Raw genomic sequence first — 16,129 nt, 5'->3', positions numbered from 1 at the left:
ATGCCATCGGGAATACAGCAATCCATGACGGTAGATTTGGCGGTGTCTGGCGGTCTCAATACCGTTACACAACCAACCGCTTTAGCTCCTAACCAAGCGAGGCTCATGCTAAATGGAGTTATGCCGCAAGGCCGTATCGGACCATGTGCCAAGCGCCCAGGCTCAGTGCCGGTTACAACATCGCCGTTAGCCAATCCTATTCAATGGCTAACGGCATACCGAACAGGGGCAATAGATAAGATTATTTGCACAGCTGGTACATCACTATACAGATTGAGTGGCACAACGCTATCAGCAGCCACAGGAGCACTTGCAAGCGCCGCTATATATGAGGTGGATTATACAGACGGAAACAGCGTAAGTCGCAAGATTATTACGGACACAGGAACGATTAAGGCATATGACGATACAACATTCACAGTGTCGCAAATTACGCCAGCTGCAGATGATCCAACGCCAGCGCCGCCAAATATACTCAGCACCTTGCATACTAAGGGGATGAAATACTGCTTCTCATATCAAGGTCATGTATTCGTGTCGGACGGTTCAGATACTTGGTGGTACAGCAAGCGTTACACGTTCGATTACTTTCCATCGGTCCAGTGGGAACGCTGGGTGAAGAACAACGATTATATGAACGGCCCTGGCATAGCGTTTGACAACGTTCTGATGCTCCCGATGCGCAGGGGATGGGGCGTTCTATTCGGGGAAAACTTCGATAACTTTCAAGGGAATCAATTCCTTAACACGCAGGCCGGAGTTGTCGCTCCACGGTCTATTCAGCGTGTCACGTATCCTAATGGTGACCAAACCGTTGTATACCTATCTGATGATGGTGTATACGAGATTTACGATAATGAATTGATGGATACAGGTTCAAGGCGTTACTCAACACGATCTGTAACAGTAGATAAACTGGATTGGGATGCTATCGGACTGTCAGAGGCCGATAAAGCCGCTGCTGTAGGTTATTTCGATGCACGGGCTAGTTTATACCTACTACGCTTCAATAGAGGCTCTGAACGCCTCTGCTATGCCTATGACACGCGAAATCGCGAATGGTATCCATGGACCAACATTAAGGCTGCTGGATTCTTGCGTAGTGAGATTCTGTATTATGCAGGAGAGACAGGTCACCTTCACAAGTTCGACGCTAGTCTAGGAAGTGACTGGAACGAATCCACCAAAACAACAGGTACGGCGATAGACTTTTATCGAGCAACGGACATGATTAAGTTCGAAAACACTGGACAAATGTCCATACTGGACGAATTGATTGTGAATGCTAGGCAGTATGCGACAAAATCCAGCCTAGATATATCGGTGGTGTTTTATAGCAGCAAACAAGACGTGCAACAAGCATTGAAAAATCAATATGCAACATGGGACGTAACCGAATGGGACGAATCTGCGGTTGCTAACCTTGATTATACAGACCTAGTAAGCGCACCTATGCCACTTATATTTTGCCGGAACTCTTACTACTTCCAAATCATTTTTAGGAACAACCGAGATGAACTTTGCGAGGTGTACGACATGACAATCAAGGGAAGGAGCAGCGGATATTAATGTCACAATTACCGATGGATAGAACAAGGCTTAATGCAGCTATCGCCAATCAGCAACCATCATTAATATTATCTTCACAAGCCAACAGAGAGGCCCATATCGAAGCTGCTGACACGATTGATCTTTTGTACCTACAATTTCAAAATGCGATTCTAACTGGATCACTGACACTCCTTAAAACAACGGCAAATATCACGTACTACGTTGCCACAACAGGGAGCGACACGAATGACGGGCTATCAGTTGGATCGCCACTTAAAAATATTCAAACAGCGATTAACAAACTGCCTCAGATCATTAACCACACGATTATTATTAATGTAGCGGCAGGCACGTACCCAGAAACGATATCTCTTAACGGGTTTATGGGTCAGGGACAAATAATCATTAACGGCGCTACTAGTCTCGCTGCAACGCATAATGTTAATGATGTGTTTGTTAATAAGGTTCAAATACCAGTTAATATCACGGGTTTTAACTGTGCGTCTACCACATCGGACGGATTCACTGCCATCGGCTGTGGAATTGAGGTGGCGTTTGCATACTGCAGGTCAGTTCAAACATCCGTTGGAAATGGGTTTTATGTATTTTCATCGAGAGTTGTCATATCGGGATCACAAGTAGCAAACCGAACAACAGGGAATGCTTTATTGGCAGCAGAGTTATCTTTTGTATTTAGTGCAGATCAAACGACAGGATCTGGCAATAGTACAGGATTGCAGGCCGCCAGTGGGTCTACGATCCGCAAAAGCGGTACACAATTCAGTGGTACGACAGCGGAATTCGCCCAAACAGGTGGAAAGATAGAATAAATCATCGTACAATGGAATTATCTTACTGATGGGGTGATTCCACATGAAGAAGAAACTATTAATCGGCCTAATAGCCTTTACAATGATAAGCGGAACAGCCTACGCCGCCACAGCAATAAACGGACTGTACAAAGGCCGCGCCATTGTGAAGGTGACGGTAAACGGTACAGAGGTCAAATCCATCGTGCCTGGTCAATTGATAGACGGAGCTACGATGCTGCCGCTCAGAGCCATAGCAGAGTCGCTAGGGGCAACGGTAGATTGGGACGGTGCAAAGCAGAGTGCTAGTATCACAACACAACAGCAGCCAACCCAGACGGGATTGACGTTGACGCAACTGAACAAGCTAGGCGAGTCTGTCGGCATCGTCTACCAACTGGACGCACAAAACAAGCAGATCGGTACAGGATCAGCTTTTGTTGTGGACGGTATCGCGGTCACGAACTGGCATGTAGCAGATGGAAATGCTGTATCGCTTATGATCGACTTTGGATCGTCGGTGCAGACCGTACAGGTCAAGGATGCCGTATTCAAGAACGAAGCCGCTGATCTGATCGGCTTTAAGGTATCGGGTGTGACGGGGTTGAAGCTTAATACTGCGGAGTTGAAGAAGGGTGACAAGGTATATGCTATCGGGTTTCCGAAGGGAAGGTTCGCGATTACGGAGGGTGCATATCAGTTCAATTCATTAGTGGGAACAATGGTTTTTGATGCTGGCATCGGACCTGGTTCATCAGGCGGTGCATTGGTGAATAGTGCAGGACAGGTAATAGGTGTAGTAGTAGGAGAGAATGACGGGTCACCAAATGGTCACGCCATCCCAACTAAGAAACTACAAGACGAACTGAACAAATGATTATTGAACGTCTAAAAAGTGTATGATATGATTACAATAAGAAAAGAGAGCGCGGCCAACGCTCTCTCATGTACAAACTTGGGTGGAATGCCCTCCAACTGAATGCTAGAGAGTAAGTAACCCGTCAGGCCGTCAACCTGTGGCGGGTTACTTTCGTTTTAAGTAAGTAAGAAGCGCGAGGAGAAAAGTCCCGAGCATTATTACTTCTATAAGCGAAAATGTCATAGGCACCACTCCTTTCCGGAGGGAACCAATGCCACCACAAGTTGTGTACCTATCTATTATATCAAAAGTCTTCCAATTTGGGAGGCTTTTTTCAATGCCCATTGAGAGGAATGATGAGAATGGCAACCATCTTTAATACCGCTAAAATAGCATCTGCTATAAAAAACAATAAGAGCAATACATCGGCGGTCCCCAATCCCGTCCCTGTTCCTTACCCTGGTATGTCGGCAAACCAATCCACTAATAACTTTCAATCAGTGCCGATGCCGCCGCAGACAAATACTACAGTTGGTTCACCACCAAAAATCAACAGTTCATTCAATACTGTACCCAACCCAACGGCAGGAGGTCCGTCCTCAACGCCCATGCCTCCTGTTCCAACGCCGCCCACACAAAGCACCATGCCTACTCCGTGGGGGTCGAGCATAAGCGTTCCCAAGCCGCCAGCAAATAATGCCGCTGTTCCCAATCCAAACGTCCCCATGCCTTCAACGGGGTATGGTGGGGCTTTATACGGAACGAATGCAGCAACGAATAAGGCGTTGGAAGCAAACACGCAATACATTTCTAACCCTGCAAATAGGCAGTCGGAAATTGACCGTGCGTTGAAAGTAATCGATGAGCGGACGGCTGCCGGAATGGATGTTTCAGCACAAAATAAATACTTGGATTCTCTGGGGTATAGACGGGGAGTAGAAAATGCCCCTGTCCAAGTCCCAACACCAGACGGAACCTTTAGTTACACGCCGCCGACTGAATCACAAGTACCCATCTACACGCCAGCGAATCCCGTACGAGATACCGAGGCACTACGCAAGTACGTAGACGGACAATACACTCGTCAATTATCCGACCTACGCCTATACGCTGACCAGCAGACACGCGCCGGACAGACGATAGCTGACCAGCAGCTGGGGGCGAACCAAACACAGTATGACCGCGCTCAACAAACCATAGGCGAGAATAGAGCGTTAGAAAACACATACAACGCTCGCAACCTATCGCCATTCAGCGGACGTTCTGACTACGCACAAGGCATGATCGCGCAGGAGAGAAGCCGCACAGACCGTGAGGCGCAGCAGGACTTGTCATCGAGACAAGCGAACATTAACTCCGACCTGGCGAACTTGCGCAATAGCATCGAAGAGAAGTATGCAGCCATGCAGAACGCAGCTCCTGCGGAGAAAGAAGCGTTGTACCAACAACTCCTTAATGATGAGCGCATGTATGATCTTGCAGTCAACGGGCAACAGATTGAGGGGCTTATGGCTAACTCGCAACTCAACAACACGCAGTTCAATCAGGCGCTACAGACGTTTAACACCAACCGAGGGGTATTCGAGTCTGACCGTAACTTTGGCCTACAGGAAGGTCAGCTAACAGGGCAATACAACGGCGCTTCAACACTAGCAGGGAAGCAAGCGAACATGGATGCTTACTTTGGTATGGTTGATCGTACAGGCAACCTTGGAAAGGGCCCAGCGCAGAACTGGTCGAATCTTGTGAACAATGCATATGGTGGGGCCCAGACGTTGGGCGGCAAACAATATGATCGCGGCATCTACGAGAATGATCGAAACTATGATCGAGGGGTATTGGAGTCAGATCGCGGATATGATCGCGGCGTACTTGAATCGGATCGCAATTACAATCGCGGAGTGTTCGAGGGTGATCGCAACTACAACAGAGGTAATTATGAATTTGATCAGAACTACGGTTTGGATCAGGATGATAATAACCGTCAATGGGCACAACTTGATCATAATATGAGTCAGGGCGCAGGAGGTGGTGATAATGGCATCATGACACCGAACCAAATCTATTCAGTTCTAAGTGAGCAATACTCAGAACCGATTCTTGATCAGTGGGGTCAATCGGTAGGAACTCGTATTACAACTAATCCTGCGCAGCGTGAAAAAATGTTCTTATCCATCATCGATTCCGGAATGTCTGACGCGCAAACCGATCAAATGTTAAGTATTATGGGACTCACTAAGGAAGAGATAAATCAGTACACGAAAAAGCATGGATCGGGAAAGTAGATGCCTCTGTAAGTTCTGCGCCGCAGGCTTACCGAGGCTATGTTGATTCAGCGGCAAAGCAATATAACATTCCTGCTACACTAGTCGATGCAGTTATGGGTGCGGAGAGTGCAGGGAATAAGAATGCGACGAGTCATAAAGGAGCATCTGGACTCATGCAGTTAATGCCTGCAACCGCTCGCGGGTTAGGTGTAACAGACATTTATGACCCCGAGCAGAATATCAATGCCGGGGTTAAATATTTATCTCAAATGCACAATCAATTCGGTGATTGGCAGCTCGCTCTTGCAGCCTACAACGCAGGACCGGGTAAAATTGGTGGATTGGTTAAGAAGTACGGGAACAGTTGGGCGGCGATTAGCAAGTACGCACCTCTCGAAACGCAGAAGTACGTTCCAAAAGTCGTGAAAAAGTGGGGTGGGTAGCGATGTCGAAGTATGATGGTATCCGTAAAAACCGAAGAGAGCAAGGAGCAGCAGCGCGGGAGCGCGTCTTGTCCGGCAAGTATAGCCAACCTGAAGCATCTTCCCCTTCATCTACAAGTAAATACGACAGCATCCGAAACCGATCTTCTGACACGAATAAACCAAAAGAAGAACCTGTTAAACCGCAAATAGAATTACGTACGCCGGATGTTGCGTACGACAAAGGCAAGCAAATCACAGGCAACATGCTGCAACAGAGCATCGACAGCGTAAACGCAGGACAGAAAGCCGTAGCGAATGCGCAAAACATCACAGGAAATATGTTTAATTCAGCTTTGAAAAACGCCAATATTACTAGCCCACCTGTACAAGGAGGGGTAAAGCCACAAACAGCGGATGAATGGATGGAGGAGCAACACAAACGGCGTATGGAATCAACAGAGGGACCGGGAGTAATGAATTGGATTGGGCGCAATATAGCCGAGCCCCTTATCCAAGGTATCGATTGGGTGCAGGCAAAAACGCCGGGTCTATCTGCATTCCAGCAAGGCGCAGGGGATGCGCTTGGCGTACAAACATCGACTGCACCAGTACAAGATGGGCTTGCGAGTACAATAGGCGGTTTTGCTGGTAATATCGCAGGATACGCAACTAACCCCGCTCAGCTCGAAGCAAGCCTATTTACTGGCGGTTACAAGGTTGCGGATTCCATGCTAGGTTCAAAGGCCGGACAAAAGCTGCTAGGATCGTCCCAAAGGGGCGCTTCAAACCTTAGCCCAGCTTTAAACGCAGCAGGAATAAACATTGGGCGCGCTACATCTGACAAATTGGTTAACAATGCGTTTCGTGGCGGTATCGCTGGGGCTGTGCAAAACACAGCTAACAGTGCGATCAGAGGCGAGACGGATATCGACCAGTTGGGTAAAGCGGCTCTTATCGGTGGAGCGTTTGGAGCGCCTGGCGACATGGCTTTAGGGGCGTTGGGTGGAGCGTTCAAGGGTGTCGCTAATCGCTTAGACAACACGGCGCGAACGCTGACAGAGACGAACCCGATATTTAAAACGATGGTCAGTGATATGGGCGAAAACCACGCTAAGGCACAGTTAGGCCGCCAGTGGTTGAATGACCTTGATAACCAGATGAACTCACTGCGCTCAATGGACACAGCACCTTTAAACCCATCAGCACGAGCTAATATGGTAGAGCAGATGAAGGGGCTACAGGGTCAGCGCAATGCCACCATCGAATACATCAAGCAGTATGACCCGTCATTTACGACTACGGCACAAGGGTCTGTCATTCCTAGCCAATTACAGCGCGGCACGTTAGGAGGCCGTCAACCACTTGTGACGAGCAATGTAAAGCCAGCGGCAGATGGAGAGATATTGCCGCCGCAGGCGCAGACGGGTCCGAGAGTGGACGTTACACCAAACCAACCGCCTGTAAATGCAATTAGAGGCACGGGTCAGGCCGCAGTTCAGGGCGGTCAGCCACTTCGAGGATTAAGGTCAAACTACCAAAACCAACTCAATAACGGTAATTTCTCTGAGGGTTTACAACGCCGAATACGCACCACCGATCAAAGGTATGATATCGCAAGAAATGCGGATACCGTTTCGAAGGCCAATGAAAACATGAAAAACATGACAAAAGCCGAAGCTGACTTTCATTTCAACCAATCCGGCGGCCCTGATCATATCGCAACAGGATACAGGTTGTTGCACGAATTGGACGCATTAGGTGAACATCAACGAGCCCTGAACGTAGCGGATAAACTCGCAAAAGATTTGACGAATGCCGGACAAACATCACAAGCAGCCTCATTGCTGTCGCGTTTGAGCCCAGAGGGTCAGTTGCTTCATTTAACTCGTACAGCAGCCAAAAATGGCAAAGAAGTGACGGTCGCGGATTCTGTGAAGTTTAAGGAGCTTGCCGCCAAAGTCCAAGAGAATTCAGGTGCAGGAGTTAGGTCGAATCAATTTACTGAAATCCTGAACAAGTTAGAGCGCGGAGACAATGTAACGTCAGCAGAGATTCAACAACTAGGAAGGTTCTTGGAAGGCGCGAAGAAACTAAGAAATCCAAAGGTGAAACCTGTTGATGAGATCCTGCCGCCTGAGCTAAAGGACCCGCGAAAACGCGACAAGATAGTTTCGTATCTTGACGAGAAGGAACAGGCCGCGCTTGCTCGAATTGCAGCTCGTAAAAACCAACTGAACGCCGTGCCAGTCGGAGAATGGGCAGACCACGCAATTGTCGTAGCCTCACAGATGGTCAAAGGCACGATTAAAGCCGCCGATCATGTAGAAACAATAGTTAAAGTGTTCGGGGAATCGGTTCGCCCACACGCAACCGAAATTTTTAAACAAGCACAAAAAATTTATAAAGGGACTTCAAAGAACATTAGTGAAGACAAACTTATTCAGGCAGATGAATCCTTCCGGCGCATGACAGGACAGAAAGCCACTTTACAGGAAAAGATTGTCGAGAAGTACATTAAGGATAATCCTGTCCGTCCTAATGACATCAAGAAGCTGCGCCAACTGGCTAAGGATGTTACGGATTTACAAGGAATGAACGCCACTAAAGCAGATATGCAGATGCAGAAGATATTGAACAGCTACGAAAAGTCCAGCCTGTGGGATAAAGTTAATGCAATACGCTATATCGCCATGCTCCTTAACAGTACCACGCAGTCTATCAATACTTTGTCTGGTCCGTTAATGGCGACAACAAACCTAGCATCTGACGTACTTCCTGCCATGATTGATCGAGCAATGCATACTGTGTTTAAAACGAAGCGAAACGTTACTTTATACGGAAGCAATCCGCTGCGCTTTATATGGCGTTGGATGAAATCTGCGCCAACAGGTGCGTATGGCGGTTGGCATGGCGTTAACCCTGCTGGAATCGCTGGACCGAACGAGATTAGGGGATTAACATACAAGAGTCTCTATAACCCATTAGGGCTTGCTGAACGCACATTAGGGGCTGTGGCAAAAGGCGCTGACTATGCGACATACAGCGCTGTCCGGCAGTCAGAGATACACAAGATGGGCTACCTAGACGCGATCAACAATGGCGTTAAAGGTAGAGAGAACATCAAGCGACATGTTGAACGATTCGTCAACGACCCACCGGAGGAAGCGCTTTTGCAGGCCGACAGGATCGGAAAAAACACTACCTTCCAGCGAAATGATACGCTTGGCGGTAAAACAGCACAATGGCTAAACTCATCGCCAAAGGCGATAAACCCGATAGCGCGGACGGTGTTTCCTTTCGTCAGAACGCCTATGAATATCGCTTCCACGGCTGTTACAATGTCGCCGGGCGGTATCATTAAGGGTCTATATCAGCTTACGAGCAAATCAGATGCAACGCGCCGCGAAGCTATTCGCACGTTATCGCTTGGACTGATGTCGACAGGGGTAATGTCTCCGCTGGGCTACTATATGTTTAATACTGGTATTATAACAGATGCGAACGACAGCGGAGACAAAGACCTAGACGCTATTCGCGAGCAAGCAGGGCGCGGCAAGTATCGCTTTAACACATCGGCGCTCGGTAGGTACTTGGATGCATTTTTTACGGACGGGGTGGATGCTGCTGAAAAAGCGGCGAAGTATCAACAAGGAGATAATCAGTTTGACTATAACAAGCTGCAGCCGGTAGCCTTTCCGTTTGCTATGGGTGCAGGCTTGGCATCAAACAAAGATAAAGGGACGGAAGGCGCTTTGATCGGTGCCGGTTCGGACGCGTTCGGTTCACTGCTTGGTATGTCGTCCGTTAGAGGACTTCAAGAAGCATTCCAACCACAGTACGGCGGCACACAGGGAGAGAAGGCAGTTGGCATTCCTATGCGGTTGGCAGAGTCCTTTTTCAAAAGCTTTAGTCCTAGCCTGTTAGCACAAGAAGCGCGAAGACAAGACCCGACCATGCGTAAAGTTCCGTATAATGACGGTTTTGTAAATGATGTAAAAGGGTACTTCATGAACCGCATACCGGGGCTATCACAACAATTGCCGCCACTTAAAACAACGCTTGGACAAGATCGGAAGAATCCGAGCGGAGTAGTAGGGCAGTATTTGAACCCTTACAAGTCAGACGTAGCGCCATACACCGAAGCTGCTGCTTTTATTGCTGATCTTATCGACCGCACAGGGGATACAGGTTTAGCACCGAAACCTCCAGAAAAAACGGTAGAAGGAAGAACGAGGCAAGGTGATGTAAAAATCAGCATTCCTCCTGATCGATATGCCAAACTGCAAGAAGATATCGGGAATGAAGTGATTGAACAAATCGGTAAAATCCCTAAAGAATTAGACGATCTTCGTAAGGCTGATATGGTCAAAAAAATTTATGCGATCACCAAAAAGAAGCATACGGACAGGCTTAAGCATGAGTATGGGATACGAGTAACGAGGTGATATATGCTTGAAATCGAACCAATGAATAGTGTCTTTGAGGACTGGGCCTTGTGCTTAGTCCTTTCTTTATGCGGTCAGGAGTGTAAGGACATGCTGTTATACGAAGGTGATCCCTATTACAGACTTATTGGAATTACTCCATCAGATGTTGTCGGACGGCCTGAGTTGGGCCAGCGTGACAGCGATTGTACTAGCAATTATCAAGATCAAGGACAGTCAGCATAAGCGCAAGGTTAACGTGCAACTGTCCAACGATATACGAGCGATAAAGGAGCGATTGGGGATATGGAGTGCGGATATTTCGAGCGACGATTCAAGGGATACAGCGACGAGAAGAAACGAGTTGTCGCCATTGCACTGGGCAACAAATACTATTGCCCGTTTTGCGGGACTATACACCATTTGGAGGTCATTGATCATGGACAAACTCAGGAACATAAATAAGGCTATCCTGCTGCCGCTGCTGGCGGCAATCGCAGCGTTTATTAAGCAGTCATTCGGTTATGAGATCAGCGACGAGCTGCTTAACACGATTGCCGATATTTCGCTATTTATCGTGATGATTATTGGGCTTTTCATCAAGCCAACGAAACCCAAGGACGAATCAAGTTCGGGAGAAACCTATCACTAGGAGGCGCTTATGATTAACATCGAAAAAATGCTAGTCCCAAACTACGGCACTCGCGGAACCCATAAGCCGATAGCAATCGTGGATCATATTACGATCGGAAAAAGAGGCAGCGTTATAAATACCTTCATGAATCCTGGGGGGAATTCTTCACATTATCTTGTGTGTCGGGACGGGGCTATATTGCAGTTCGTAGATCTCACCAATCGCGCTCACACGAACGGCATCGTTAATACCCCTAAGTCGCCACTTGTGCGGCAGATGGGAGGAATCAATGCTAACTATTACACCGCTACCATTGAGCATGAAGGTTACTTAGGGAACGGTATCGATGGCGAACTAACCGAGGCTCAATTCTACGCCTCCTGTTGGCTGCATAAATGGATTCAGACCGAAGTTATACGCATATATGGTAATACAATATCTCTCAATAGCCATCAGGTTATTGCTCATAATCAGATCGATAGCAAAAAAGGTACTTGCCCGGGAGTGAATTTCCCTTGGACACGCTTGTATGCTGAATTGTCTATAGCCGATAGCATGGATATCGAACACTATGAGGAACGCCTACAATCCTTACAGGGAGAAGGTTCAAAACGCGCTGTGGCCTACGCGATAGCCGAGCGCGTCCGAGACTTAGGCAATAAACTCAATGACCCTAAATGGGGCAGCAACGCCGCGACAAAGCTATCGTGGTTGTATCCTGTGATGGATATTGTGGGAGGGGAGAAAACGCCAACAGGAGCTTATAACCGCGTCATGGAATTATACAAAACTGCAATGGGGAATGGCCAGTATTCGCCGGAGGGAATTCGCAAATTACTTCTATTTGAACCGTTAATGAAGGAAAGGGGCTTGCTCTAACGAGTGAGCCTTTCTTTTTTCCACCGCGTTCCCATTTCACCGATATACCTCCCGAAACGGATAGATAACTCCGACTTCGCCAGGAACCGCATCAACATAAACTCATCCTCATATCCCCTACACCAAAATTTATAGTGCATTTCCTCGCCTACCCGATCACCTTCAACTACTTTTATGTCGTGTTCCTTCAGATACTTCCTTACAGTCACCAGTTCATTAAATATGTCTCTGGATAGCGATTCATTCGCTTCGACAAATAGATTCCGCAGCGGCTGCCGGTCATGCTGTAGCTTGCGCAACTCGGCCTCCAACATGTCGAGCATAAACGGCAACAAAATGGAATTGCGGATCGCTTCGATTTCTTCTCTCGTCGGCACATTTTTCATCACGTATCACCTCAGTGATATTATACACGAACGTATGTTTGTTTTAAAAGCGGGAAGATAGTGGTTGAAATTGGAGACCTATATATAGAAGAAACGCGATTTCTTTATCGAAATCAGAGATGAATAAAAAACTCACAAGAATCGCAAAAACTCACAGAAAACAAAAAAACTCACGCAGAAACTCACGAAAATTCCGTTAGATATCGGTTTTAAACGAAAGTGAATATGTGTTTTCGAGTTGTTTTATTAAGAGCGAATTGGAAAACGGTTTATTACGTTGAATAACGATAGGTGATAAAAGATGGGCGGCATGATGTAGTATGTAGTAGGCTGAAAAGCCTGTTGTAAAGGGTTTCCTTGAGGGAAACAGATTTTTGCCCACATTCAGTAAACTGAAGACACCTTAGAGTGATGAAAATTGCTCTAAGGTGTCTTTTTGCATTTATTTATGAAGTATTCATAGATCTCCGAGAATTCAACGGGAAGGGGGACAGATAATTCTTGCTGGTACAGATTTGATATGTACGTATAATGTTGCGTTAATGATACATGATCCTTCAATTCTCCATAAGCTTGAAGCAGTAACAGGTTCGCTTCCTCGTCCCATTCATCGCTTAGAAGCAGCTTCTTGATTAAGAGGGTTGCTTGCTCGGCTCTACGGTGCGTTAGCAGACACCGACTCAGCCGTTTGGCGAATTGGGAATACAATCTGTGCAGACGGATTTGCTCGGTAATCGACCATTCATAGGATCGGTCCTCGAATAATTCACCGGTATACAGTTGCTCGCATGCCAATGCCTTCTCAATATGATCGGATTCAATTCCAGTTAATTGAGAAACCTGATCTTCGAATTGCAAGAAATCGATCTTGATATGATCGAGGATCAGCCAGTATTGTTCTTGAGAATGGACAATGATGTTCTTATGCCCAAGTGCCTGCAGGGTTTTACGAAGCTGATAGACATTCGTATTAACGTAGGTTGCAACATTCTCTTGTGACATGTCTGAGTAAATGTGTTCGATGATCCGGCTTTTGGACACCGGGCGGCCTTTATGCATCAGCAGGTAAGCGAATAACTCCATACTTTTCTTCGAGATCCACCTCGCAGGCCCAGCTTGCTCGCTCCTTACTTCGAACCCTCCAAAGGCTCGCACCATCAGACTTCCGGCGGGGCCGCCCGCAATCGCGGACTTTTCACTGATTCTTGCTGCGGCTCGCGCGATCGTCTGTTCCAGGCGTGATTTCGAAACTGGTTTGATCATATAATCCAGAGGATAACTGTCGAATGAATCGATAGCAAACTCCTTGTGCGAGGTTACGAACACAATGTCCACCTCACTGTGGGTGGAACGGAGTTGACGGGCGACCTCTAACCCGTGATCCTGCCCAATCATGATATCAATGAATACTAGATCAATGGCTTCTTGCCGTATTTGCTCCAGCGCCTGTGCGGCATTCTGATAGCAACCAATCACGACTACGCCGCTTATCTCGGATAGTAAGCGATTCATCACGATATGCATGGCTTTCTCATCATCAATCACAATAACCCTCATCGCAAATCCCCATCCTCTAGAACGATAGTAAAGCTGCTGCCACTTCCTAGCTTACTGCGCACCTTGAGATGTCCATCGCTCATTCGTAGGAATTGCCGGCTTACGAGTAAGCCTAAACCAGTTCCCTTCTCACCAGCAGTGCCTATAGTGGAATCAAATCGCGTGTCATCGAACACATGGCTAATCTGTTCCTCACTCATCCCTATGCCATCATCTTGAACGGTGATTTCGACTCTGCCTCCGGAGGCTATTGCACGGATTAGGATCACTCCGCCCTGAATGGAATACTTAATCGCATTGGATAGAAGATTGCGGATAACAAGAATGAGTACTTCGCGGTCGGTGTGGACCCGGATTTCTTCGTCCACATGGATGTGCAAAGTCAACTGCTTCGCTTCACAGTTCAACACAAGTAAACGGCATGCTTCTTCAACGGCTTCAGATACGATAAGCGATTCGGGATGTAACACAATCCCTTCCTTCTGGCCGCGAAACCATTCCACTAGATTCTCAACCATCGAATAGGTGTTGCGAATTTGTTCGCTTAATGCGTGGAAAACCTCTCTGTTTGCTTGGCGCGAGGATTCGTTATCCTGCTCTAGCATTTCCAACAAGTTGACTTGAACGGCTAACGGATTACGAATGTCATGGGATACGGCTGTGAACAGCTGATCCTTCATTTGATTAAGGCGGGCGATTTGCTCCAGCGCTTGTTGCTTCTCCGTAATATCGATAATGATGGAGATGGTTCCTAGCTTGCGTTGTCGCTGGGTGAAGAATGGATAGACATTCACGATGTATGATTTCTTCTCATGTCCGATCCGGGTACTGATCTCCACTCGGCATTCTTCCATGCGGGCGCATGCAGACTGCCACTGGGGCCAAGCTGTGAGTACTTCCCCATAACTACGGCCTAGAATTGGATGGTTATCATCAACTTCTAACAATAAGCGAGCAAATCTATTGCTATCGATAATATTTCCATCCGTATTCATAATGAGCATCCCTTCATGCATCGTCTCTACAACGATGTTCCTTGCCATGGGTACGCTTGAAAAAAGCCTTTTGCGCAAAATAATCCAGAACATGATGATGCCGCAAATCCCACTATAGACTGAAAGAGGGAGAAGCCAAGGGGAGAGATTGGGCTTGAACAACTTCATCATCTCCACCAATACTGGAATGCATCCGAACAGGAGCAGCCACATGCCAGCTCCGCGGATTTCGGGGCGCGTGCTTCGTATGTAACGGACCAGAACAAATACGCAGCACGCAATAATGGCATAGCACAATAGATTGAAAACAAGGGAATACGGGGTTTTGGTCGTGACCAGGTGTCCATTGATCAATTCTTGCGTTCTATTAATGACATGCCAATAAGGTTCCGCCCAGATGACCACTGCCCAGCAAGCGAATAAGGCTAGTAGAGAGAGGCTCCATCTTAGCCTCAACCACTTGTCCTTGCCGACTAGGTCCAAGACAAAAAGCACCATCAACGGAACCATAAATAAAAGTGCCGTTTGCTCTATATTTCGAAAAAAAAGCTTGGTTTGCAAGTCTGAACGACTGATCTCGAGAATCACACACCCGGCATAAACGACTCGGCAGACTAATACCCATACGAAATATCGCACACCTCGTTCTTGGTGGTACACGATCGCATACATCAGCATGATGCACATTAGAATGGCCGAAAGTATGATTGTGATTGAGGGTAGTGACCATAAATCATCCATATATAGGTGAGTTACTCCTTTGGAGTTGAGAGAATTGAATGTTGTAATTGGATTTTATCATAATTTTATCATAGCAGTATGCTAGGATGAAAACTAATTGCTTACGTAATCATTATATATGCAGATGTGAAAGGTGGGAATTCATTATGTTACAAGGTTTTTCACGTAAAATAGGATTTACTGCACTGTCAATATTGCTATTGTTAGGTAGTGTCATGTCGTTTCCAGCCACTGCCGCTATGGATGGAGATTTTCAATATGAGGATCTGGGCGGCGGCACCGCTAAAATCATAGACTACACGGGAAGTAACGGAGTGGATGTTGTCATACCTGATCTTGTGGGTAGCGGATTAATCGTGGTCGAAATCGGTATGGATGCCTTCAAGACTAAACAACTTCCTTCTCTGACGATTCCGAATAGCGTGACGACGATCGGGAAAGGGGCGTTTCAAGCGAACCAACTGACTAATTTGACTCTCCCTAGCAGCCTCACAACGATCGGAGTTGATGCTTTCAGGGACAATCAACTGTCCTCGCTGACGATTCCAGATAACGTAACGACGATCGAGCAAGGGGCGTTTCTAGACAACAATCTGACTAGT

At 47.1% G+C, this 16,129-nt stretch carries 12 protein-coding genes; 9 read left to right on the top strand and 3 right to left on the bottom strand.

The window, feature by feature from the left end:
- From L6H65_RS11700 to L6H65_RS11665, 8 genes are all read left to right on the top strand, one after another.
- The gene (locus L6H65_RS11700) at positions 1–1,569 is read left to right on the top strand and encodes a hypothetical protein (RefSeq protein ID WP_236342316.1); all 1,569 of its coding nucleotides are present in this window, start codon (positions 1–3) and stop codon (positions 1,567–1,569) included.
- Complete coding sequence (locus tag L6H65_RS11695; RefSeq protein WP_236342314.1) at positions 1,569–2,381, top strand: hypothetical protein; 813 nt, start codon at positions 1,569–1,571, stop codon at positions 2,379–2,381. Before L6H65_RS11700 ends, L6H65_RS11695 begins: the two co-directional genes overlap by 1 nt.
- 43 nt (positions 2,382–2,424) lie before the next feature.
- A complete protein-coding gene (locus L6H65_RS11690; protein ID WP_236342312.1) occupies positions 2,425–3,237 on the top strand; it encodes a stalk domain-containing protein in 813 nt (270 codons plus the stop codon).
- A gap of 344 nt (positions 3,238–3,581) precedes the next feature.
- On the top strand, positions 3,582–5,504 hold the full coding sequence (locus tag L6H65_RS11685; RefSeq protein ID WP_236342310.1) for a hypothetical protein: 1,923 nt from the start codon (positions 3,582–3,584) through the stop codon (positions 5,502–5,504).
- Positions 5,492–5,929 (top strand): lytic transglycosylase domain-containing protein, encoded by a 438-nt coding sequence (locus L6H65_RS11680; RefSeq protein WP_290370396.1) that lies wholly within the window; start codon positions 5,492–5,494, stop codon positions 5,927–5,929. Before L6H65_RS11685 ends, L6H65_RS11680 begins: the two co-directional genes overlap by 13 nt.
- A gap of 2 nt (positions 5,930–5,931) precedes the next feature.
- Positions 5,932–10,356, top strand: coding sequence for a hypothetical protein (locus L6H65_RS11675; RefSeq protein WP_236342308.1), 4,425 nt, complete (start codon positions 5,932–5,934; stop codon positions 10,354–10,356).
- A 418-nt stretch (positions 10,357–10,774) separates the two neighbouring features.
- On the top strand, positions 10,775–10,987 hold the full coding sequence (locus L6H65_RS11670) for a hypothetical protein (RefSeq protein WP_236342306.1): 213 nt from the start codon (positions 10,775–10,777) through the stop codon (positions 10,985–10,987).
- Between the two features lie 9 nt (positions 10,988–10,996).
- Complete coding sequence (locus tag L6H65_RS11665; RefSeq protein ID WP_236342304.1) at positions 10,997–11,848, top strand: N-acetylmuramoyl-L-alanine amidase; 852 nt, start codon at positions 10,997–10,999, stop codon at positions 11,846–11,848.
- On the opposite strand, the gene L6H65_RS11660 is transcribed toward L6H65_RS11665, so the two are convergent.
- The 3 genes from L6H65_RS11660 to L6H65_RS11650 form a co-directional block, all read right to left on the bottom strand.
- Positions 11,845–12,234, bottom strand: a complete 390-nt coding sequence (locus L6H65_RS11660; protein WP_503827050.1) for a YhjD family protein — start codon at positions 12,232–12,234, stop codon at positions 11,845–11,847. The genes L6H65_RS11665 and L6H65_RS11660 overlap by 4 nt on opposite strands.
- A 423-nt stretch (positions 12,235–12,657) precedes the next feature.
- The gene (locus L6H65_RS11655) at positions 12,658–13,791 is read right to left on the bottom strand and encodes a response regulator (protein ID WP_236342300.1); all 1,134 of its coding nucleotides are present in this window, start codon (positions 13,789–13,791) and stop codon (positions 12,658–12,660) included.
- Entirely contained in the window at positions 13,788–15,527 is a 1,740-nt protein-coding gene (locus L6H65_RS11650) for a sensor histidine kinase (protein ID WP_290370388.1), read from the bottom strand. The genes L6H65_RS11655 and L6H65_RS11650 overlap by 4 nt, the downstream gene beginning before the upstream one ends.
- A 146-nt stretch (positions 15,528–15,673) precedes the next feature.
- On the opposite strand from L6H65_RS11650, the gene L6H65_RS11645 reads away from it, so the two are divergent.
- On the top strand, positions 15,674–16,129 hold a 456-nt coding region (locus L6H65_RS11645; RefSeq protein ID WP_236342298.1), incomplete at its 3' end, for a leucine-rich repeat domain-containing protein.

The sequence above is a fragment of the Paenibacillus plantiphilus genome (assembly GCF_927798095.1).
GTDB classification, from domain to species: domain Bacteria; phylum Bacillota; class Bacilli; order Paenibacillales; family Paenibacillaceae; genus Paenibacillus_Z; species Paenibacillus_Z plantiphilus.
This window is presented reverse-complemented; position numbering and strand designations above follow the sequence as displayed.

Coding starts and splice junctions, on each gene's coding strand:
- L6H65_RS11700 (WP_236342316.1), top strand. CDS start 1: ATGCCATCGGGAATACAGCAATCCATGACGGTAGATTTGGCGGTGTCT.
- L6H65_RS11695 (WP_236342314.1), top strand. CDS start 1,569: ATGTCACAATTACCGATGGATAGAACAAGGCTTAATGCAGCTATCGCC.
- L6H65_RS11690 (WP_236342312.1), top strand. CDS start 2,425: ATGAAGAAGAAACTATTAATCGGCCTAATAGCCTTTACAATGATAAGC.
- L6H65_RS11685 (WP_236342310.1), top strand. CDS start 3,582: ATGGCAACCATCTTTAATACCGCTAAAATAGCATCTGCTATAAAAAAC.
- L6H65_RS11675 (WP_236342308.1), top strand. CDS start 5,932: ATGTCGAAGTATGATGGTATCCGTAAAAACCGAAGAGAGCAAGGAGCA.
- L6H65_RS11670 (WP_236342306.1), top strand. CDS start 10,775: ATGGACAAACTCAGGAACATAAATAAGGCTATCCTGCTGCCGCTGCTG.
- L6H65_RS11665 (WP_236342304.1), top strand. CDS start 10,997: ATGATTAACATCGAAAAAATGCTAGTCCCAAACTACGGCACTCGCGGA.
- L6H65_RS11660 (WP_503827050.1), bottom strand. CDS start 12,234: ATGAAAAATGTGCCGACGAGAGAAGAAATCGAAGCGATCCGCAATTCC.
- L6H65_RS11655 (WP_236342300.1), bottom strand. CDS start 13,791: ATGAGGGTTATTGTGATTGATGATGAGAAAGCCATGCATATCGTGATG.
- L6H65_RS11650 (WP_290370388.1), bottom strand. CDS start 15,527: ATGGATGATTTATGGTCACTACCCTCAATCACAATCATACTTTCGGCC.